Here is a 21,201-nt window from a genome sequence, read left to right on the forward strand (position 1 = left end):
GCCACGGGGTCGACGCGCTCGCCGGAGACCCGGCAGTACCCGGACGGGGTGACCGTGCCGGGGCACCCCGGGTGCGGACACGGGATCACTGGTCACCGACCTCGCGAGGGGACTCAGTCGCCGTGCCGGCGGCTCCCGCCGTCCCCACCGAACCGGCCTCTCCCGCCGAACCGTGCGCTCCCGCCGTACCCCCCGCATCCGCCCGCCCCACCCCCCGCAGACCCTCATGCGTGAGTCGGCGCACCACCCTGGCGAACGCCTCCACCGCGCGCTCCGCGTCGGTGAGGGGGCAAGGGCCGCCCATCAGCAACTGCTGGGCCCTGCCGAAGGCGCCGACGGCGTCGGGGTGCTCGGCCAGGCCCTGCGCGTCGAGACGCGCCTGCTGGGCGGCGAGCAGACCGCGCAGCCGCAGATGCGCGTCGAGTACGCCGCGCAGCTCCCGCTCGGCGCGTTCGGCGCGCAGCAGACACGTTTCCACGGCCTGTTCGGCGTACGAGAGCTTCTCCAGGAAGGCCGCCCGCTGTGCCTCCCGGCCGGCCGCCGGAGGGCGGGGCGCGGCGGGCGGATGCCGGTCCTCCGTGCCCGCCTCACCCGCGAGCTGCACCGTCCACACCCGGGCCCGTGCCCCGTACGCCGTCGGACGGGGCGGGTCGACGACGTGGCGCTCCACCCGGCGGTACACGTCCCTGGAGCGCTCTTCGGTGGCGGCCAGCAGGGAGACGCGGTCGACGATCCGCGCCAGCCAGCGCTCGGCACGGTCTTCCGGCAGCAGCCGGTACGCCATCTCGTCCGCGAACCCTTGCCCGCCACCGCCACCGCCACCGCCACCGCCGCCGACACCGTCAGCTCCTCCTCCGCCTCCTCCGTCGCCGCTGTCGCTGTCGCGTACCACCAGCAGTAATCGGGCGCCGCGGTCCGCCAGTTCACGCAGGGCACGCACGGCCGCGACCGGCTCACTGGCGGACAGGTCGGCGCCGAGGACGGCGACGGCGGGACGGGCGCCGCGCTGCCGCGAGTGCCCCAGCTCGTGCCGCAGGGCGGCCAGGGCCTCGCCGACCGCGGGCTGCTCCGGTTCGGCGCGCTCCAGCGACGCACCCGTCACGTCCAGCACCAGACTGATGCTGCCCGCGCGGGGTTCGATCCCGGCCTGCGACAGGTGCGGGGCGCCGGTGCCCGGGTCCGGAGGCCCCTTCGGCGACCCGCGCGACAGCTGGTGCGGCCCCGTCCCCTCCGCCGGCGTGACCGACAGCTGCGGCGACTGCTCGCGGTCGGCCATGTTCAGCACGACGTGGAGGGCCTCCCGCGCCCGCGCGTCGTCATCGCGGAGGAACAGCACCTCGATGTCCCAGCAGCAGGGTTCCTCGTGCAGCCAGCGCATGACGGTGCGCTGCAGGCCGTGGGGCCGGGCGTCACGGGCGGCGTCCGGGGACACGGTGTGCCGGGCAGGGACCGCGGGCGGTCCGGTGACGTAGGACCTGCCCACGTCGCGGAAGTACTTGGCGACGGTCGCTGCCGGAATCATGTACGCGTATCCCGCGCGCTCATCGGCCTGCACGACGATGCCCAGCAGCCGTCCGGTCCCTTCCTCCAGAACGCCCGCCCCGCTGAACCCGCCCGTCAACCGCGGCCCCGGCTCGCGCGGATCGGCCACATCGATCTGCACCCGCTCGTCCCCGTGCCCGCCGGGCCCCATACAGGCGCCCGTGAGCCACTGCCCGCCCGACCGCTGCTCCGGGAAACCGTCGATGAGAACGGGCGCGCCCCGGTAGTCCAGCGTCCGGTGCAGGGTGACCGGTGACGGCACCGGGGCGGGCTCGTCCAGCACGAGCAGCGCGAGATCCCCTTGCGCCTTCCCGAACGGCGGCACCCAGTGACCGTCCAGCACGGTCGCCGTGCGGCGCTCGGTCCGCGGCAGGCCCTGCAGCAGGGGGAAGTCGACCTGCACGCGGCCGGGGCGCTGCCCCGTCTCCGGGTCGCGGATCACATGCGCGCAGGTGAGCACCCGGTCGGCCCCGAGCAGCACGCCGGCGCCGAGCACGTCGCCGCTGCCGGACACGCCACCACGGCGCAGCCGCACCCGCCAGCTGCTGTGACCATGAAAACTCGGCGCGGACAGGCGCCAACCACCTTGATCATCAAGGCCGTTGACTCCCCGGGCGCCCTCGTCCAATTCCCCCTCCATGCTTCCTCAGGATAGGCGTGGCGTCGGACAATGACTCCTGAGCTGCATGAGGCAGGGGCACGGGGAGGTAGTGCAATGGGGCACGGAACCGACGAGGACGCGGCGGTGGCAGGTCTCGCCGACGTGATGAGCCAGGTGCGGGAGGAACTGGAGGAGGCCCAGCGCAGAGGCGCCGACAGCCCGGTGCGCTTCAGCGTGGAGAGGGTCAGCCTCGAGTTCGCCGTGCAGGTACGACGAGAGGGGTCCGGCCGGGCGGGCCTGCGCATCGGCGTGGTCACGGCGGGAGCGGGCGGCGCGCTGTCCCGTGACACGGTGCATCGCATCCACGTGGAGCTGCAGCCGCGCCGCGGCGACGGCCGGACCCTGGACGTGGGGCGGGACTGAACGCTGGTGCGTTGCGGGTACCTCGGCCGGAGGAATCCGAATGTACTCCGGCCGGAGGAAGCCGGACGTACCTCGCCAGCCGAAGACGGGCCACGGGCCAGGGGCCACCCAGCCCGCGGCCCGTGGCTGATCCGTCCTCGATGGTGCTGGTGCTGGTGCAGGAGACCCGTCAGGCGGAGAGGGGAAGCACCTTCTCGATCGCCGCCACGACCTCGGCCGACTCCGGCTCGGCCCGCGGCGAGAAGCGCGCGACCACGGAACCGTCCGCGGAGACCAGGAACTTCTCGAAGTTCCAGCGGATGTCCCCGGTGTGCCCCTCCGCATCGGCGAACCCGACGAGCCGCTCGTAGAGCGGGTGCCGTCCCTCCCCGTTGACCTCGACCTTCTCGGTCAGCGGGAAGGTCACGCCGTACGTCGCGGAGCAGAACTCCGCGATCTCCTCGGACGTCCCCGGCTCCTGGCCCATGAACTGGTTGCAGGGCACCCCGAGAACGGTGAACCCGCGACCGGCGTACTGCTCGTGCAGCCGCTCCAGCCCCGCGTACTGGGGTGTGAGCCCGCACTTCGACGCGACGTTCACGATGAGTGCGGCCTTCCCGCGGTACTGCCCGAGATCGGCGGAGCCGCCCTGCAGCGACCCGATCTCGACGTCGTACACGGAGCCGGAGCCGTCGACGTCTCCGACGTTTTCCACAGCGTTGTCAGCAGTCATGCCCGGATGCTAACTCCGCCGCCGATCCCCCGCCGATCCGCCGTCGGTCAGGCGCCGGTCAGGCGCCGGTCAGGCGAGCGTCCCGGCCGCCGGACGACCACCGGCTACCTCGCCACGAACTGGGTGAGAATGGCCTGTACTTCGTAGATGTCCACACCCTTGGTGAAGGTCTTCTGGACCGGGGTGGGGTTTCCGGAGATCCAGATCTTGAGCTCCGCGTCGAGATCGAAGGTTCCGGCGGTCTCCACCGCGAAGTGCGTGATGCTCCTGTACGGGATGGAGTGGTACTCCACCTTCTTGCCGGTGATCCCCTGCTTGTCGACGAGGATGAGCCGACGGTCGGTGAAGAGCATGGTGTCCCGTATCAACACGTACGCGGCCTGCACCTGCTCGCCCTGCCCCAGCAGCCGCGCATACTCCTGCTGCGCTCCCGCCGAATCGACGGTGTGCGCGTTCCCGAACAGACCCACGAAAGCCCCCCAGTTGTCGATGTTGCTCGACTTTCTCACACCGAAGCGAGGTATGGGCGGCTCCGGTTCAGGCATCGCCGCTCGGAGCCGGCTGCCAGCTGGTCACGGCTGCCCAGCGTTCGGCTGCCGTCATCAGTACGGCCGTGGCCGGAGCCTTGATCTGGCCGTAGTCGAGCAGGTCCGGCACGCTGAGGGCCAGGCGCTTCTTGAATGCTCCCCAAGCCCGGCGGGCAGCTTCGTCGGCGCGCAGGTAGTCACGGAACAGGAGGGCGAAACGGACGTTGGGTCCGCCGTCCTCACGTAGATGGACATTGCAGCGTCGCTCGCCGATCGGCGGCGCGAACGCGAGCTTGCGGCACTCCTGCCCGCCGGAGACTTCCGTACGGTTCCACGGTTCCGGCCGGCAGCGGAAGCCGATGGCGGCGAGCAGGCGGACCTGCTCGGCCTCGTCGATCGTGCCCACGCGGACCTGGATGTCCACGCAGTCCTTGGCCGCCAGACCCGGCACCGCGGTCGATCCGACGTGGTCGATCGTGTGCGCGTGGTCCCCGAGGGCGGTACGCAGTGTCGCGGCCAGTTGCTCGAAATCGATCGCCCACTGTGGTCGGTACTCCACCACGGCGACTGGAGTCGATTCATCGGGAAAGGGCATGCTGCCAGTTTCGGGGGCCGCTCAGGTTTCGATGGCAGAGGACCAGGCTTCGATGGCGCTTCGTCTCCGCCGACCCCTGCCGGGGACGGGCTAAGCCGACGACAACAGCCGCTCCAGCTTGTCGAGGCTCTGAGTCCAGCCTTCCTCGTGAAGAGCTCGGCGTCGCTCAGTGGCGAAGTCGCCCTGACTCAAGACCAGTTCGGTCCCCGTAACGTCGATGTCGCGAAGGGACAGCGTCACCACCGTTTCCCGATCCTCGGGGTCGGGATCCTCCCACCGGAAGGTGTAGGACAGGCGTTCCGGAGGGTCGACCTCAAGGAATTCCCCGACCAGATAAAACAGATCGCCTTCCGGAGGCTGCATCGCGATCCGATAGCCACCTCCGGGCCGAAGGTCGCTTTCCACACTCGGGATGGTGAATCCGTCAGGGCCCCACCACTTGGCCAGTTCCTGCGGCGCGATCAACGCCTGGAAGACGACCGAGCGCGGTGCGCGGAGGACACGCTGCATATGAAGCCGCAGCCCGCCGTCGTGCGTCATCACGAACCTCCAATGGTTGGAATGCCAGGAGGAAAAATACTCCCTTCAGGGATTGTGATTCACGTCTGGGCCCTTGGTCGGAAAGGAATCGTTCCGAGAACCGATACGGTCCGCTCATGCGAGCCAGAGCGGCGGTACTTCTCTCGGCGGGGACCATGTGCATGTTCACGTCCATGGTCATGTCGGGGTGCGAGTCGAGCCACCCGGCGAAGAATCCGCGGACTGCGACACGGGAAGCCTCGACCTCGTCCGTACCCGATTCTCCAAGGCCCTTGCCGGGCGCCGGCCAGAACCGCAGGGCGGCCGCCTTCCGCAAGTGGGGACTCGAACCGTTGCCTGCGCCGCCCACCCCGCCCAAGGCCAAACCCGTGAAGCTACCTCTCGGTTCTGTACCGGTAATCCGAGATATCCCAGTAAAGGACAAGGTGGTCTTTCTCACCTTCGACGACGGCGGCGAGAAGGACCCTGAATTCGTCCGGATGATGCGGGACCTGCAGGTCCCCTTCACCATGTTCCTCACCGACGCGGCCATCAGGAACGGCTACAACTATTTCAAGCCCCTGCAGTCCCTCGGTGACACCATCCAGAACCACACCCTGACCCACCCGAATCTACCCGCACTCCCGCACTCCGCTCAGGCGAACGAGATCTGCGGTCAGCAGCGAAGGCTGGCCGAAGAGTACGGTACGACCCCGCGATTCTTCCGCCCGCCGTACGGCAACTGGAACGAGGGAACGCGCGCAGCCGCAAATTCCTGCGGTATCCAAGCCATCGTTCTCTGGCGCGAGACCATGCAGATCACGAACATGCGCTATCAACGTGGTGACGGCAGGCTGCACCCAGGCGACATCATTCTCGCCCATTTTCGGGGAACGAAAGAACTCAAGGGCACCACGCTGACCGACATGACACTGACCTTGCTCAGGCGCATCCAAGAACAGGGCTTCACTGTGGCGCGCCTGGAGGATTACCTCTGAATACTCCTGATACCTCAAGGCGGCGCGGGAGGCACTCGGCCCCGGATCGCCACGAGCCTCCGGTGCCGCAGCCGGCGACCAGCGCGACGACAGCGACGAGGACAAGCCGACCGGCGGCACGCGACTGAGCATCGCGGGATCCTACGGCCCGGCTTCGCCGCGCCCCAGAAGGGCGAAGTGAGGCGAGTTGGGGCCTGGCCTGCGGGTCGCCGACGACAGGCTCTGTCCGCGCGGGCGCCCGTTGTGAACGACTCCGCTGCCGCCTGGATCCCAGCGACGTACTCACGCCACCAAGCTTCGTCTCCCACCGCGTCGTGATCCGGGCCGGCGCGCCCGTCGATGAGCTCTCGGATCACATCGGCATGGCCGGCATGCTGCAAGCTGGCCAGAGCTGCTTTGGCGCGAGCGATCACGGCCCCGTAACGGCCGCGAGGCGCTGCGGGCCAGGGGCCGTCGGTGACCGATGCTCGCGGCGTTGGTGGGGTAGGCGGGCCGGGTGGCCCCGGCCCGCCTGTCTGATGGAAATCTCTCCCCTGTTGGGTCGGCGATGTTCAGGAGAGCTTGATGAGCGTGTAGTCGTCGCAGTATCCGGCTGAGGCGCCGGCGTTCTTGTAGCAGTAGGCCGTGGCCGAGGTGTTGGTGCTCCCGGTGGTGAAGAAGACGGGCTGCTGGGAGTAGGCGGTCGTGGAGGTGCGCAGGTAGGTCTCGGTACCGCCGAAGCTCTTCACGCCCACGGAGACCTGCTCGCTGCCGTCGGCGGCCTTGGCCCAGCCGGCCAGCAGGTAGGTGGCGCTGGAAGCGAGACCGGTGGGGGTCTGCTCGACGCCGCTGTTGGCAGCGCCGGTCTGCAGGGAGTACGTGCCGGTGCGGGCGCCCGAAGCGACCACGTTGGACGCGGTACCGCTGCCGCTGCGACTCCACGGGCTCAGGGAGCCGGTTTCGAAGCCCGCGTTCGTCAGGGTGTTGGCCGGCGTGGACATACGTTCCACCGCGAGGTCGTCGCAGTTGCCGGCGCCGGTGCCGCCGGTGTTCTTCCAGCAGTAGATCGTGCCCGAGGTGTTGCTGCCGCCAGTGGTGAAGAGCACGGCGGCCTGAGAGTACGACGTGGTGGACACGTTGGTGAACGTCTCCGCGCCGCCGTAGTTCTTGACGCCGATGGCGAGGGTCTCACCGGAGTTCGCCACCTTGGCCCAGCCGGTCAGCAGGTAGGTGGTGTTCGGGTTGAGTCCGGTCAGGGTCTGGTTGGCGCCGCTGCCGCTCGCCTGGGTCGTCAGTGCGTAGCCGCCGGTGCGGGCGCCCGAGGAGGTGACGGAGGGGGCGGCGCCGCTGTTTGTCCAGGGGCTCATCGAACCGCTCTCGAAGCCCGCGTTGGAGACGAGGTTGCCGCCGGTTCCGTTGTAGGCCCCGATGTTGGGCGCGGCCGTGGCGGAGACGGTGTTGCCGAAGGCGTCCTTGCCGCCGTTGTCGCTGATCACCGCGCCTGCCCGGACCACGGGAGAGGACGGGTGGACCTGGTAGGCGTCGACGCCGGTGTACGAGGAGGAGGCGTCAGCGTTGCCCGGATTGCGGAACTCGGGATCGGTGACGACCTTCGCCGAGTCGGCCGGCTCGGAGGACGGGTGGGTGCCGTAGAAGAGGTTGTTGGAGTAGACGGATCCGGCGCTGGTGGTGAAGTAGCCGCCGGTGCCGTAGTTGAACACCGCGTTGTTGCGGAAGGAGAGGGTGCCCGTGACGCTCCCGCCCCGGCGCGAGTACAGGATCGGGGTGTTCAGGCCGCTCTTGTTGACGTAGATGGTGTTGTTGTAGATGAGCGGGACGGCGCCCGAACTGCCGCTCTTGTTAGGTATGTTCCCCACGAAGTGGAAGACGCCGGTGCCGTGGGTCGGGGTGCCGGAGGTGGGGCAGCCGGCGTTGGTCCCGTCGTTCTCGCTGATGTTGTAGCGGATCACCGTGCCGTCGCTGGGGACGGTCGAGGTGGGCTCGTTGGCGATCGAGAAGGGCGGCATCACGAGCATGAAGCCGCCGAGGTTCTGGTGGCTGTAGTTGTACTGGAACGTGGTGTTGTGGTTGCCCCAGTCGACGTCGTAGCCGGTGCCGTCGGCGCCGTTGACGTGGCAGTAGACCTCGTTGTTCTGGACCACGGTGTTCGAGCTGCCGGACATCCAGATGCCGGCGGAGGCTCCGTTGCAGTACTGGCCGGAGGGCGGGCACTGGTTCTTCGCGCCGCCGTAGCCGGCCTTGTTGCCGTCGATGAGGGCGCCGTCGTTCTTGACGACGAGGATGTCGTCGGCACCGTCGTAGGTCATGGTGTTGCCGCGGATGACCGTGCCCGTGGTCAGGCCGGTGCCCTGGCCGTCCCCGTCCGGGGTGACCGCGACGGCGATGCGGTCGACGTGGTCGAAGGTGTTGTTCTCGACCACGACGTCGTCCCAGGTGGAGACCGGCGTGGTGTGGTCGGTCTGGACGCCGACACCCGCGTTGGTGGAGTACCAGCCGCCGGGCCAGCCACTGATGTGGTGGATGTTCATGTCGTGCACCCGGATGTGGTGCAGGACGCCGCCGGAGCTGTTCTCGGCCAGGACGCCGGAGCGGTAGGCGGGCGAGGAGGCCGCGTTGGTCAGCTCCAGGTTGCCGATCTCCCAGTACTGCTGGTTGAGCAGGTGGATGACCGGGCCGGTGGCGCCGTTCGCGTCGATCACCGGCTTGGCGCCGCTGCCGTACGAGCCCACGGTGATGGGGCTGCCGGAGGCGCCCGAGCCACCGGGGGTGAGCTGACCGGTACAGGTGCTGCCTGCGGCGAAGAGAACGTTGTCGCCGGGGCCGAAGGTGGTGTTGTTGACGCTGCTGACGGAGTTCCAGGGGCTGGACTGCGTGCCGTTGCCGTTGGCCGAGGCCGAGCAGTCCACGTAGTAGGTGGTGCCCGCGGCCATGGCGGCGTGGGCAGGCAGAACGAGGGCGCCCGCCAGTGTGGCGAGCAGGGTGAGGACGCGGGACGCCCGGCGTACCGGACGGTCCGATCTGCGACGCTTCATTGCGACGCTCCTTGCTGGGTGAATGTGTCCTCCGCGTAGCGAATTGCGACGCGGATCTTCCTGCACCGGGCGGGCCGGCCGAAGCGGATACGCCCGGAATCGGTGGCGGGGCCATCGCGGTGCTCGCCCATGCGGGCGGCTCATGAGAGGCAGGGCCTGAGCCGCCTTGGCGAGCGGCTGCTTCACCGAGGTGGGAGGGATGTCAGGAGGGACGTCTCGAGGACGGAGGCGTGTCGCATATCCGGCGGCAGGTCCAGGGAGACGGGCTCCCAGTCCACGCCGTCCTTGCTGCGGACCGCTCCGTACCTCCCTTCGAGGAAATGGTCGAAGATCATGATCCATCCGTCTCCGCGGCGGAAGATCGACGGTCCTTCCACGATTGAGGGAGTGACCGGTCCTCTGGGGGAGGTGTACGGACCTCCAGGGGTGTCGAAAGTGGTCAGGTGGATGTCTTTGTGAGCGGTGGCGAGGTCATTGGTGCCGCGTTCGTCCTTGAAGGCCATGAGGAATCCGCCGCCGTCCAGCTCCTGCACGGTGGCGTCGATGACCGAGTGACCGGGGTCGAAGAAAAGACCGGGGGCCGAGAACGTTCTGAAGTCCTCGGTGGTGCAGTGCCAGATGCGGTGGTTCTGGCTGACGTGTTCGAAGTCGCGGCCCTCGGCCGTGCTCCCGGAGTCGACGACCGACGACCAGATGAGGTGGTACAGCCCGGTCCTGCGGTCCAGGAAGAACTCCGGGGCCCAGGCGTTGTGGGCTCCCTCCACGCCGGCCATGACCGGGACGAGTTCCTGATCCGACCAAGTGAGAAGGTCGGCCGAGGTGGCGTGGACGATGCAGGGGCTCGTCCAGCCGTCGGTGGCCAGCAGATGGAACAGACCGTCGGTGCCCACCCCGATGAACGGATCCCGCAGTCTGCCGGTGCCGACCGTGCCCCGCAGGACGGGCCGACCGCCGTTCATCGTCGCGAAGTCCTCGCCGTCGTGGCTGTAGGCCAGGTGTAGCGCCTCGTCGGCGTTGGTGAAGTAGGAGACCACGTACATCAGTGGGATGGTCCTTCCGGGAGGTCGGGGCGGAGGGCGCCCCCCTGGACGGTGAGGTCGTCGTGTGCCTTGGAGGCCGAGCGGACGCGCTTGCGCGCCGAGTGCACGCGAATCAACAGGCGAGTGCGTGGACGACCGAGGGAACGGGTGCGATCGGACGGGCGGTTGAGGGCCCGGGTTTCGAGAACGCCGCGGCACCGTCCGTGAGGGCGGGGCAGGTGGCACCGTCGGCCGTGCCCGCGTTCATGACTTGACCGCCCCGGCGGACATGCCGGCGACCACCTGGCGCTGGAAGAAGACGAAGATGGCCAGCAGCGGCAGGACACCGAGCAGGGCGGCCGGGAACAGGGTGGTCGGCTGCACGGTGTGCGGGTCGATGAAGGCGTACGCGTTCACCATGACGGTCCGCTTGCCGGGGTCCTGCAGGAACACCAGCGGAACCAGGAGGTCGTTCCAGATCTGCAGGGAGATGAAGGTCAGCAGCGTGCTGGTGACCGGTCGCAGCAGCGGCAGGATGATCGTGAAGAACGTGCGCAGGGCGCCGCAGCCGTCAATCGCGGCCGCCTCCTCCAGGTCGACCGGGATCGAGCGGATGAAGCTGGTGTAGAAGAACACGGCGACCGGGAGGTTCAGGGCCGTGTAGATGAACACCAGGCCCGCGTAGGTGTCCAGCAGGTTCAGGTCGCGCATCAGCAGGTACAGCGGCGCCACCACGACGAACACGGGGACGGACGTGCCCAGGATGAACAGCCGGTACACGGCCGTGGACCAGTGCTGGGTGATCCGGGCCAGCGGATAGGCGGCGAGCGAGCCGATCACGGTGATGGCCACGCACGACAGCCCGGTGATGATCAGGGTGTTGAGGGTGCTGGGCCCGTAGTGGATCTGGCTGAAGGCGTCGGAGAAGTTCTTCAGGGTCAGCGAGTGCGGGATGCCCAGGGGGGAGCGGGCCACGTCCGCCGCGGTGCGCAGCGAGGTGACGACCGTGAAGAGGAACGGCAGGACGAACAGCAGCGTGCCCAGGCACAGCAGTACGGTGCCGAGGCCGCCGGTGAGGCGGCGCAGCGTGGGGCGCGACGTCCCGGACGTCGTACGGGTGCGGGTGGGTGGCCGGTTCTCGGTCTTCCGGGCGTGCCCGGGCCGGGTCCCGGTCACCGGCGAGGAGACGTCCGGCGAAGTGATGTCTGAAGTCATGGTGGCGATCCGTCAGCTTCCCGTCAGATTCGTCGCTCGCGGAGCCGGAGCAGAGAGGAGGTGGCGCTGGAGAGGACGACCACGGTCACGAGGAGGACGACCGACAGCGCGACTCCGTAGGCGAACTTCCCGCCGCCGAAGACGTTGCGGTACACCAGCAGGGTCAGCGTGTCCGTGGCGCCGGCCGGGCCGCCGTTGGTCAGGACGAGGGGGAACTCGAAGACCTTCAGCGAGCCGATGAGGCTGAGGGTCACGTTGACGGTGAGCGCGGGAGCGAGCAGCGGCCACTCCACACTGCGGAAGCGCCGCCAGCCGCTCGCTCCGTCGAGCGAGGCCGCCTCCAGCAGTTCGGCCGGCAGGTTCATGTAGCTGGCGAGGAAGATCGCGCAGGAGTAGCCGGTGAACATCCAGATGTTGACGGCGGCCACCGCGTACAGGGCGGTGGAGGTGTCGCCGAGCCACACGTGGTTGAGGCTGTGGAGGCCGACCAGGTCGAGGAGCGCGTTGATGCCACCGCTCGGGGCGAACAGGTACGACCAGATGAAGGCGGCCATCACCGGTGAGATCAGCGTCGGCGTCAGCAGCACGACGTTGAGCACCTTGCGGACCCTGGGGCGGCGGAACAGCATGCTCGCGAAGAGCAGCCCGAGGCCGTTCTGCACGACCACGACCACGGCGGCGTACAGCACGGTGTGCCACAAGGCCGCGGTGACGCCAGGGTCGTCGGCCATGGCACGGTACTGCCGGGTGCCGACGAAGTTCGCGAGCGGGCCGCCGAGGCTGTCGGTCATGCTCAGATAGATGCCGCGGGCCAGCGGATACAGCATGAACACGCCGTACACGACGATCGCCGGAAGCAGGAAGGCGGCCATGGTGGCACGCCGTCGGTGGAACACGGGGATCCTCCTCTTGCCCGGGTGGGCCGTGGCGGGGGCGGTCAGGAGCCGCCGACTACGCCCCTCACCACGGCTGACCAGGGGGTGGCCGGGTTACTTGGCGGACGCCGCGGTCTGGATGTCCTTCAGGGTCTGCGCGGCGGACGCCTTGCCCAGCAGGTACGCCTGGACCTTGGAGCCGCTCGCGGTCTCGGCCGCCGAGCCGAGCCAGGTGTTGGACGGGAGGATCCGGTAACGGCCTTCCTTGAAGGCCGTGGTGAACGGCGTCGTCTCGGTGGCCTCCGGCGTCGTGCCGCCGGTGAACGGCGAGACCGCGTGCTCGGCCTCCAGGTACTTGGCCAGGTTCGCGCTCTGCGACCAGAACTTGACGTACTCGCGCGCCGCATCCGCCTGCTGGGACTGGGAGTTGACGGCCCACATCGTGCCGGAGAAGAGCATCCCGTTGGGCTTGGTGCCCGCTGCGCCGCCCGGCCAGGGCGCGAAGGAGACCGGGAAGCCGGCCTTCTTGACGTTGGAGACCTGCCATGCGCCCTGGTACCAGAAGGCGCTCTTGCCGGCGCTGAAGTCCTGCGGGCCCTGCGCCCACTCGTCGACGCCGAGCTCGTTCTTCCAGTTGACGTACCCCTTGTCCTCAAGGGTCTTCAACTGCTGCAGCGGCGCCTTCCAGTCCGGGTCGAAGGACGCCTTGCCGTCCAGGAAGTCGGAGTCCCACTGCTTGTTCTTCTGGTAGACCAGGGTCGATCCGCTGGCCTGGAAGACGGAGCTGCCGGTCCAGCCGGACTTGTCGGGCAGCGCGATGGGGTTGATGCCGGCCTTCTTGACCTTGGCGAGGTCCTTGAGGAACGTCGGCCAGTCGGCGGGGACTTCAGTGATGCCGGCCTTCTTCAGCAGGTCCATGTTGGCGTACAGGCCGATGCCGATCAGCTCCATCGGCATGGCGAGCGTCTTGCCGTCCACCTGCGCGAAGGGCTTGGCGTCAGGGGCTATACGGCTCGCCCACGACTCCCCGGACAGGTCGGCGAGGTAGCCGGAGGCGCCCCACTTCTTCATCTTGTCCGTGTCGACCATGATCACGTCGCCGGCCTTGCCGCCGAGCAGCTCGGGCTGGAGCTTCTGCGTGTAGGTGTCGTTCGCGGTGATGTACTCGAAGTCGACCTTGATGTTGGGGTGGGCCTTCTCGAACGCCTTGTTGATCTCCGCGACGTTCGCCGGCTCCGCGCCGCCGCCCTTCCAGGCCTCCACGTGGATGGTCACCGTGCCGTCGCTGGAGGCACCGGACGACCCCCCTCCGCACGCGGCCAGCGATATCGCCATGGCGGCGACCGTGGTGGCGACCGCGAGACGTCTCCCAGAGCGCTTCATTGCACACCTCACCCATCGTCGGTACGGACCGACTTGTCATGTCTGAAGGGTTTTTGACCGGTCAGCCTGTTTCCGTGGGGGCACAGCGCTGACACGCGTGGAAAGGGACCGGTTAGACCCGAGTTGCGGCGAACGTTACGTGCCGATGGCGGGGACTGTAACGCAAAACTTAGAGGACATCTATACGTAACTTTCCGTGCTCGGCTCACTCGACTGAGGTTGCCGTGCCCCCCTTGCGTACGCTCTGTTTCGTTGACGTCTCTTCTGCCTTATCGTTACAGTTTCCTCAGTGTGTCGTGGGGCGGGGCAAGAGCCGCCCAAGGTCTTCGCGTGCCGGGCTTCGCCCGGCAGGGCGCGCCTTCGACAAGGCGGCACCTCGCCCGGGGATTAGATGAGCGGATTCGGTTCGACCGAAGTCGGCAGGCAGAAGGAGTTGGCGTGGCAGGGCGTGTGACCATCGCGCAGGTGGCCGAGGAGGCCGGCGTCTCCGCGATGACCGTGTCCAATGTCATGAACGGCAAGCCGGGGGCCTCCGAGGAGACCCGACGCCGCGTCATGGAGGTGGCCGGGCGACTCGGATACCGGCCGAACGTCTCGGCCCGCAATCTCAAGGCTGGCCGTACCGGGCTCGTCGGCCTCATCGCCCTGGATCTGACCAGCCAGTACGGACTGGAAATCCTGCGCGGCGTTGCTGACGAGCTGGCCAGTGCCGAGCAGGAGCTGCTCGTCAACGCCACGTACCACGACGCGGCGCGGGAGAAGGACCGGATCGAGTTCCTGGCGCGTGGCCTCGTCGACGGTGTGCTCATGATCGCGCCTGTCCTGGAGGACGAGACGGTCGAGTTGCTGCGCCGGCAGAATCTGCCCTGCGTCATCATCGATCCTCGGCGCCTGGACGTACCGCTGCCCCGTCTGAGCGCCGACAACTACCACGGGATGCGCCTCGGCACGCAGCACCTGATCGACCTGGGGCACAGCCGGATCGCCTACCTCCGCGGCGAGGAGGACCTCGAAAGCACCTCCATCCGCTTCCAGGGCTTCCAGGACGCGATGCGGCTCGCCGGGCTGGACGTCGACGAACGGCTCGTCGCCTCGTGCGACTTCTCCTATGCGAGCGGCTTCCGCGCCGCCGCTTGCCTGATCGACGATCACCATCCGTCGGCGATCGTCGCCGGTGCCGATCTGATGGCGCTCGGCGCCATCGACGCCGCACGGGCGCGCGGCCTCAACGTGCCCACCGACTTCTCGGTCGTCGGCTTCGACGACCTCCCGCAAGCGGCGCAGAGCTTTCCCGGCCTGACCACCGTGCGTCAGCCGCTGCACGACATGGGCCAGAAGGCAGCGCGTGCGCTGCTGTCCGTCATCGAAGGACAGAAGTTGCTCATGGAGCACATGGAGGTCGGTACCAACCTCGTGGTACGCAACTCGACCGCCCCGCCACCCGGCGGCGGTCCGGCGTGACCCACGCGATGTCGCACCAGCTCTTCCGGTACACCACGGGGCGCAATTTGCAGGCCTTCGGAACCCACGCGACGAAGCTCAACGGGTCGCTGTTCACCTACAACGCGCAGGCGAGGCCGACGCGGGGCAGGCCAGATGCAGTGTCAGGCGAGGTCGTGCAGCGTTGAAACCTCCGCTCCGAATCCAGCCCGTGCGCTGACGGCGCGCCCGACGGAACGAGCAGTGGCGGACAGCTCACGGAGGCATTCCCGTGACCCCTGGCTCGTGGCTCGTGGTGTTGATGTCAGGGCTGGATGCCAAGGGCACCCACCCAGACCGGTAGGTGCCCCTTCATCGTGTGCCCCCGCATCGTGTGCCCCCGGCAGGATTCGAACCTGCGACACCTTTTACGAGCGAGGTGGGGCGAGGGCCAACCTCGGCACCGGCGGTCGCGATGGTTGCAGTACTTCGCTGCTGTATCCGACAGCTACCTGCGGTCGACGAGGAAGTCGCCGGCCACGGTCCGGAAGCCGTTCGGGTCTTCCACCCAAGGAAGGTGCCCTGCGCCGTTGAGCGTCTTCCGCGAGACCCGGGGCAGGGCCTGTTCCAGTGAGTCAAGCGCCCAGTTCGGGCGGATGTCATCGGCTCCGTGAACGATCAGCACGGGTACGTCCAACTTTTCGCATGCCGCCCGCAGCTCCGGTGTTCCCGAGGTGCGGTTGACTTCGGCGTTGATAGTCGCGCTGCACTCGAAGTTCACGCCGAACCAGGGTGTGGCCGCAGCTTCGGCCCGTTCCAGCGCCTGCTCCCGGCCGCTGTAGTCCGCGGACCACTGCAGCACGCAGAGTTCCCGGTCTTCTGCTTCGGTGCGCTTCCGGCTGTCCAGCGTTTCCCAGCGTTCCAGGTGTTTCCCGAGGTTGGCGCGCAGGTTCTGCTGGTAGGTCGGCCGCCAGGTGTCACGGTTGTCGATTCCGGTGCCGGAGACGTAGACCAGCTTGCTCACGCGCTCGGGATGGTCCAGCGCGTACTGCAGTGCCAACTGAGTGCCATACGAGTGGCCCAGTAGCGCCATCCGGTCCAGCCCGAAGTGGCGGCGGACGGCGTCCAGGTCGGCCACGGACTGGGCGACCGAGTACGGCCCGCGCCGTTGCGACCGCCCGCATCCCCGTTGGTCCCAGCGGTGCACGGTGGCACGGTCTGCCAATAGCTCGGCCAAGTCGTCCAAGAAGTCCCAGATGCCGGGTCCGCCGTGGCAGAAGACCACGGGAGTGCCCTCGCCACCTCGGGTTGCCCACAGCCGGACCCCATCTTCGGTCAGCGCCGTCTCATCCACGCCCGCAAGTCTGAAGCAAGTCGAGCGCCCATAAGTCGACGATCTTGAAAACCGTCGTGGCGCAAGTCGCCGTGGGTTCAAATCCCACACGCACCACAGTGGTTGAGAGCCTCTGACCAGCAATATTGATCGGAGGCTCTCCCGTCTTTAGCTCGACCATGACTCACCGCTCTTCCCCGTGGCCCCCGGTCGGTCGGGCACGCGAGGGGCATGGCCTTCCCACACTGCCGGGCGCAACTCCCGGCCCTACCTTGGCCAAGGCTTCGATTAGTTCGCTGTTCCTGCGCGGCGGATCATCTCCACAACGTGCGCCGCCTGCTCTACGCGGACCCATAGCCGTACAGGTCCCTCGGACGATTCGCACTCGATCACCAGGACACCGGTTGGGAGCCACAAACTTTCGCGGAACGTCGTCTCGCGTGCGCCGACATAGCGCAGATCTGCCGGGAGTTCCCGCAGCTGAGTCCACGACCAGCGAGGCTCCCATCGGAACTCCCGGTTTGCTCGCACCCGGCCAAGGCTGTATCGACGCCCCTGTTCCGGCCGGTTGGCCCCGACCCGGAAGAAGACGGCTTCCCCCGCCCCGGCCGTCGTCGAGAACAGCCTCCGCAATCTGAACGTCGACATGACCGACGTGCTCTACCAGCACGGCCCCGACCCCAGCGTCCCGATCGAGGACGTGGTGGGCGTGATGAAGGAGTTCGTCGACGCCGGCCAGGTCAAGTACCTCGGCCTGTCCAACACCGACGCCGACTCCATCCGCCGCGCCCACGCGGTGCACCCGATCTCGGTCCTGCAGGACGAGTACTCGGTCTTCACCCACCACTCCGAGCCGCTCTTCCCGGTACTGGAGGAACTCGGCATCGGGTTCGTCGCCTACTCCCGCTCGCCCGCGGCTTCCTCAGCGGCGCCGTCAAGTCCCGCGAACACTACGACGCCCACGACTTCCGCCAGAACATTCCCTGGTGGAGCCCGGAGAACCTCGACCAGAACCTCTCCATCGTCGGCGCGCTCACCAAGATCGCGGAGAGCAAGGGCGTCACCCTGTCGCAGCTCGCCCTGGCGTGGCTGCTGGCGAAGAAGGACTACATCGTCCCGATCCCGGGATCGCGCAACCCCGAGCGTGTCGCACAGAACATCGCCGCCGCCGACCTCAAGTTGACCGCCGACGACCTCGCCCGCATCGACGAGATCGCACCCGAAGGCGCCATCGGCGGACGAGGTCTCTGACACCCGCACCCGCCCACCGGAGCCTCGCCGGCCGATACGGGCAAGCAACCCGCACACGGCATAGGCCTACTCCCTCGTCGGAACGGGAGTGGGCCTATGCCGTCATTTGTGGCCCGGCCGTGCTCAGCGGGCTCTGGCGAGCCTTCTCGACTCCGAGAAAGGACGTTTGTGTCCGGCGTCGTTCGTCCTCGTGGATGTCAGCTGGGTCGCGGTCCGGGCTCGTTGTCTGTGGCATGTGTTTCACTCTCTGGCCATGGACGAACAGGAGCTGCTCGCGGCCGTTACCTCCTTGGTCCGGCCGGGCGGGCAGGAGTTGGTGTGCAGCCAGTCTGGGCATCCAGCGGGGCATGTGTGCCTGGAGGCTTCCGACGCACTCAACCTATCCACTCTCCTCAAGGAGTTCGGCCGTTGGTACGGGCGGCCGCGCAACCTCGCCATGGGCAGCTACGTCGATCCGACGGTGACCGAGCGGACCGGGCTGCCGCTCCTTGCTCCCTTCGCTGGGGAACTGGTCGAGATGCGCGGGTGGGCGTCCGGCAGTCGGTGGATCGGCTGCGGTGCGGTCCGTGCCGGTGACGGCGAACAGCTGGTGGTGCTCGTGGCGGAGCGGGCTGCACCATCGTCAGATGCACCGCCGGAGGGAGCTTCCTGGGTGGACTCTCTTCTCCGTGCCACAGGTCGGGACGCGCGGGACGCCGCGCAGCCCTGGGCCGAGATCGAAGCGGAACTGGGAACCGAACTGCCCAGCGACTACAAGCAGCTGTGCCAGGCCTTCGGCGTCGGCGAGTTCTCGCAGGCGGTGTCGGTGCTGTGCGCAGACGAGACCCGCGTGGGGGATCTGCTGAGGATGTGGCGCGTTCTGCTGGAGGACGACGACCCTTCGGACGGCCCGTTCGCGCCGTACCCGATCCACGTGCCCGGGACGACGGGGGGCCTGATCCCATGGGGAGACTCGCGTGCCGCCGACATGTTCTTCTGGCAGGTCACGGACGGCCCGGTGGACGTATGGCCGGTCCTCGTCAAGATGGAGGATGCCGAGGACTGGGACCGTTACGAGATGACCGCCACGGAGTTCCTGTACCGGATCCTCACCGATCCCGGATTCCGGCCCTACTCTGTGGCCCAGACGGTGCCCGAGCCGTTCTTCGAGCCTGCCTGAACGGCCGGTGACGGAGGAGGGTCTTGCTGTGATGGGCGGGTGGGGGCGTCGAACTACGACGACAAGTGGCGGCTGTCGGTCGGCAATACCACCACTGGCAGCGCGCGGGCCCTGCTGAGGTTCCCGCTGACCGTCGTGCTGGCAGGCACCAAGCTGGACTCGGCCAGCCAGTTCATGGCGTCTCCTCGCCGCGCACTGTACAGAGCGGTCGGCGTAGCGACTTTGGCCGGGACTTTCAATGACCCCAGTCAAACGCCGCCGCGCTCGGATCCTGGAGCACCAGTTTGGAAGATCGCGTAACCGGATCTGGCCTGACCAGGCAAGAAGCTGACCTGCGCGTTCTCGGGAGGCTCGCCGATGTTCCCCGCTGTTCCCCGCGTGTGGCCGTCCGATCGGGCACGTAGGGGGCACACGTGGCCTTCTCCCGCATCCGCCACTCCCCCGGGTGGTGGGCGTTTCACGGTCCGCTGACAGGTTCTGCACTGCTGAAGAATCCAGCGGCGCGTCGCGTCTTTCGTGGCTAGCCTGCGGGGGTGTCCGATCAAGAGACTTATCGCCGTCGCTCCGCCCGTGTGGTTCTGGTCGACGAGGCGAACCGGGTTCTGCTGCTGAAGTGGCCTGTCGATCCGGATGAGCCAGGGAGCGGCTATTGCTGGTTCACTCCCGGTGGGGGCGTAGAGGACGGCGAGACTCTGGCTGAAGCGGCGGCCCGGGAACTGCGCGAGGAGACGGGGCTGTCCGTCAAGCCCGAGGCACTCGGTCCGCAGGTCGCAGAGACCTCCGGGTATGCGGACCTCGGATGGGCAGAGGGGATCTTCTGTGACACGTTCTTTCACCTTCGGGTCACGGCTCACCGGGTCGATGTCAGCGGGCAGGAAGCGCATGAGCGCAGATACCAGGCGGGGCACCGCTGGTGGACGCTGGATGAGCTGGCTGACACCCGCGAGGCCGTCTATCCCTTCGGCCTTGCAGAGTTGGCGGTCGAGCTCGTTGCCGGGCGCGTCCCTCGTGCGCCGGTTCAGCTGCCCTGGCATCACTGAGGGCACTGAGCCTGCTCGGCGCACACGCGGTCGGTGGAGCGGCTTTGGGCTGGAGCTGCTTTGGCGCGAGTGATCATGGTTCCTTACGCTGGCCCGCGGATCGGGCAGGTTTGTGAGCCTGCCCGTTAGGGCGCGTATCGAGTCCTGATCAATCTGCGGATTCGCCCTTGTGGTGGGGTCTGATCCTGTAGGTCGTCTCACGTGACGCGAGTGCAACTGTCGGATGCCGAGTGGGAGTTCAGCGACCCCTGCCTTCCGATCGGCGAGTACGGCCCGTACCCCGAGCGGCTTCGGCAGCAGTTCGAGGGCGTGATCTGGCGCTTCAAGACGGGCGGGCAGTGGCGGGAGATGCCACAGGAGTTCGGCGCCTGGTCGACCGTGCACAACCGCTTCAGGCAGTGGCGGGACGCAGGCGTGTTCGAGGCTCTGCTGGAGGGCCTGATCACGGAGGCCGCGAAGCGGGGCGGGGTGGACCTGTCCCTGGTCAGAGTCGACTCCACCACCGCGCGCGCTCACCACGACGCTGCCGGCATGCACCTGCGCGCCTCGATGATCTGGATCAAAGACCTTTCACAACACCATTCGCGCTCTAGGAGTAGCGCGTACGGCCGGTTGCCCGCCCTGGGGTCGTGCCGGGCGACCCGGGACGATCATCAGCGCACAGGAAGCATCCCAGCCCCCCGACAGCACCATCGCGCGGTGTTGCTCAACGGTTAACAGGCGTTCGAGACCACTGGCACGCCCGGCTGCCGACCGATGTCACAAATCGAGTCGCTGGCTCGTCATCCAGGAGAACGGCATCCCACGACGGAGTGCCCAGCAATACCATTCCCCACAGAAGCGGAGAAATCGTGTTCGCCGCCTACGTCACGGTCACCATCCTCGGTGCGGTCTTCAACGGTGCCGCCGCTGTCACCTACCTGATCGGCCACGAATACCCCAAGACCCAGGCGGACATGAAGGGCGTGCCCCGGAAGTGGGTACCGGTGCTGGGCATGCTGCTGGCAGCGGGCACCGTGGGGCTGCTGGCCGGGCTCGCCGTGCCGCTCCTGGGAACCCTCGCCGCCTCCGGCCTCGTGCTGTACTTCATCGGCGCAATCATCGCCCACCTGCGGGTGGGCTCCCGCAACATCGTAGGCGGGATCGTGTTCCTCTCCACCGCGGCGGCCGCCCTGGCTCTGGGCCTGGTCTACCACGGCCCCTGGTAGCCCGCGGGGCCCAGAACCGCGCCCGTCACCACGGCGGCCGTCGCCGTCCTCCCTGCCTCGCTGACCCGCCAGATCACGCCCTCGAAGTGCTGTCGGAGCCGTGCGGGGGCACGGGCCGAACTCGCCGATCGGCAGGTACGACTCGATCAACTCCGAGTCCACGGCTGTCAGTTGCACTCTCGTCACGCAAAATGATGCACCGGTTCAGTCCCCGCCGCGAAGGGGAATCCCGCAGATTGATCACAACCCGATACGCGCCCTAGTACTGCAACGGTGCTTGCCGTGACTGCTGGCCAGCTCAGTCGTTGGTGTGGTCATGGGTGGGGACCTTGCTGATGTCAGGCTGTGGG

General features: G+C 67.9%; 17 protein-coding genes, 1 tRNA gene and 2 pseudogenes. 9 read left to right on the plus strand and 11 right to left on the minus strand.

The window, feature by feature from the left end; all coding sequences use genetic code 11:
* Positions 1-85 precede the first annotated feature (85 nt).
* Positions 86-2,182, minus strand: a complete 2,097-nt coding sequence (locus ABT009_RS41085) for a trypsin-like peptidase domain-containing protein (RefSeq protein WP_351306715.1) — start codon at positions 2,180-2,182, stop codon at positions 86-88.
* A 75-nt stretch (positions 2,183-2,257) separates the two neighbouring features.
* Here ABT009_RS41085 and ABT009_RS41090 point away from each other — a divergent pair, with 75 nt between their 5' ends.
* Positions 2,258-2,566: a trypco2 family protein gene (locus ABT009_RS41090; RefSeq protein WP_351306717.1), complete on the plus strand. Its 309-nt coding sequence runs from the start codon at positions 2,258-2,260 to the stop codon at positions 2,564-2,566.
* A gap of 169 nt (positions 2,567-2,735) precedes the next feature.
* On the opposite strand, the gene ABT009_RS41095 is transcribed toward ABT009_RS41090, so the two are convergent.
* From ABT009_RS41095 to ABT009_RS41110, 4 genes are all read right to left on the minus strand, one after another.
* Positions 2,736-3,278 carry a glutathione peroxidase gene (locus ABT009_RS41095; protein WP_351306718.1) on the minus strand — a complete coding sequence of 181 codons (543 nt, stop codon included), beginning with the start codon at positions 3,276-3,278 and terminating at the stop codon, positions 2,736-2,738.
* Between the two features lie 104 nt (positions 3,279-3,382).
* Positions 3,383-3,748 (minus strand): PH domain-containing protein, encoded by a 366-nt coding sequence (locus ABT009_RS41100; protein ID WP_351306749.1) that lies wholly within the window; start codon positions 3,746-3,748, stop codon positions 3,383-3,385.
* Positions 3,749-3,815: 67 nt separating this feature from the next.
* Positions 3,816-4,400 carry a GrpB family protein gene (locus ABT009_RS41105; RefSeq protein WP_351306720.1) on the minus strand — a complete coding sequence of 195 codons (585 nt, stop codon included), beginning with the start codon at positions 4,398-4,400 and terminating at the stop codon, positions 3,816-3,818.
* 90 nt (positions 4,401-4,490) lie between these two features.
* The gene (locus ABT009_RS41110) at positions 4,491-4,940 is read right to left on the minus strand and encodes an SRPBCC family protein (RefSeq protein WP_351306722.1); all 450 of its coding nucleotides are present in this window, start codon (positions 4,938-4,940) and stop codon (positions 4,491-4,493) included.
* Between the two features lie 155 nt (positions 4,941-5,095).
* Here ABT009_RS41110 and ABT009_RS41115 point away from each other — a divergent pair, with 155 nt between their 5' ends.
* Positions 5,096-5,917 carry a polysaccharide deacetylase family protein gene (locus tag ABT009_RS41115; protein ID WP_502990065.1) on the plus strand — a complete coding sequence of 274 codons (822 nt, stop codon included), beginning with the start codon at positions 5,096-5,098 and terminating at the stop codon, positions 5,915-5,917.
* 551 nt (positions 5,918-6,468) lie between these two features.
* Here the strand turns inward: ABT009_RS41115 and ABT009_RS41120 are convergent.
* From ABT009_RS41120 to ABT009_RS41140, 5 genes are all read right to left on the minus strand, one after another.
* A complete protein-coding gene (locus ABT009_RS41120) occupies positions 6,469-8,949 on the minus strand; it encodes a carbohydrate binding domain-containing protein (protein ID WP_351306726.1) in 2,481 nt (826 codons plus the stop codon).
* Between the two features lie 182 nt (positions 8,950-9,131).
* Entirely contained in the window at positions 9,132-9,989 is an 858-nt protein-coding gene (locus ABT009_RS41125) for a glycoside hydrolase family 43 protein (protein ID WP_351306728.1), read from the minus strand.
* A gap of 243 nt (positions 9,990-10,232) precedes the next feature.
* A complete protein-coding gene (locus ABT009_RS41130; protein WP_351306730.1) occupies positions 10,233-11,183 on the minus strand; it encodes a carbohydrate ABC transporter permease in 951 nt (316 codons plus the stop codon).
* Positions 11,184-11,206: 23 nt separating this feature from the next.
* On the minus strand, positions 11,207-12,079 hold the full coding sequence (locus ABT009_RS41135) for a carbohydrate ABC transporter permease (protein ID WP_351306732.1): 873 nt from the start codon (positions 12,077-12,079) through the stop codon (positions 11,207-11,209).
* Positions 12,080-12,172: 93 nt separating this feature from the next.
* Positions 12,173-13,441, minus strand: coding sequence for an ABC transporter substrate-binding protein (locus tag ABT009_RS41140; protein ID WP_351306734.1), 1,269 nt, complete (start codon positions 13,439-13,441; stop codon positions 12,173-12,175).
* A gap of 438 nt (positions 13,442-13,879) precedes the next feature.
* Here ABT009_RS41140 and ABT009_RS41145 point away from each other — a divergent pair, with 438 nt between their 5' ends.
* Positions 13,880-14,902 carry a LacI family DNA-binding transcriptional regulator gene (locus ABT009_RS41145; RefSeq protein WP_351306736.1) on the plus strand — a complete coding sequence of 341 codons (1,023 nt, stop codon included), beginning with the start codon at positions 13,880-13,882 and terminating at the stop codon, positions 14,900-14,902.
* Positions 14,903-15,368: 466 nt separating this feature from the next.
* On the opposite strand, the gene ABT009_RS41150 is transcribed toward ABT009_RS41145, so the two are convergent.
* Positions 15,369-16,214, minus strand: coding sequence for an alpha/beta fold hydrolase (locus ABT009_RS41150; RefSeq protein ID WP_351306738.1), 846 nt, complete (start codon positions 16,212-16,214; stop codon positions 15,369-15,371).
* An 18-nt stretch (positions 16,215-16,232) separates the two neighbouring features.
* Between ABT009_RS41150 and ABT009_RS41155 the strand changes: the two genes are divergently transcribed.
* The 6 genes and pseudogenes from ABT009_RS41155 to ABT009_RS41180 all read left to right on the plus strand — a co-directional run bounded on the left by ABT009_RS41155 (position 16,233) and on the right by ABT009_RS41180 (position 20,851).
* A tRNA-Ser gene (locus ABT009_RS41155) sits at positions 16,233-16,310 on the plus strand.
* Positions 16,311-16,839: 529 nt separating this feature from the next.
* A pseudogene (locus tag ABT009_RS41160) lies at positions 16,840-17,444 on the plus strand (aldo/keto reductase).
* A gap of 253 nt (positions 17,445-17,697) precedes the next feature.
* Positions 17,698-18,603 (plus strand): SMI1/KNR4 family protein, encoded by a 906-nt coding sequence (locus ABT009_RS41165; protein WP_351306740.1) that lies wholly within the window; start codon positions 17,698-17,700, stop codon positions 18,601-18,603.
* Between the two features lie 533 nt (positions 18,604-19,136).
* On the plus strand, positions 19,137-19,643 hold the full coding sequence (locus ABT009_RS41170; RefSeq protein WP_351306742.1) for an NUDIX hydrolase: 507 nt from the start codon (positions 19,137-19,139) through the stop codon (positions 19,641-19,643).
* Between the two features lie 201 nt (positions 19,644-19,844).
* A pseudogene (locus tag ABT009_RS41175) lies at positions 19,845-20,183 on the plus strand (transposase); the annotation flags it as partial.
* 311 nt (positions 20,184-20,494) lie between these two features.
* The gene (locus tag ABT009_RS41180) at positions 20,495-20,851 is read left to right on the plus strand and encodes a DoxX family protein (RefSeq protein ID WP_351306744.1); all 357 of its coding nucleotides are present in this window, start codon (positions 20,495-20,497) and stop codon (positions 20,849-20,851) included.
* Positions 20,852-21,201 lie beyond the last annotated feature (350 nt).

Origin of the sequence: Streptomyces sp. NPDC002896 (assembly GCF_040295225.1) — a bacterium.
Classification (GTDB): domain Bacteria; phylum Actinomycetota; class Actinomycetes; order Streptomycetales; family Streptomycetaceae; genus Streptomyces.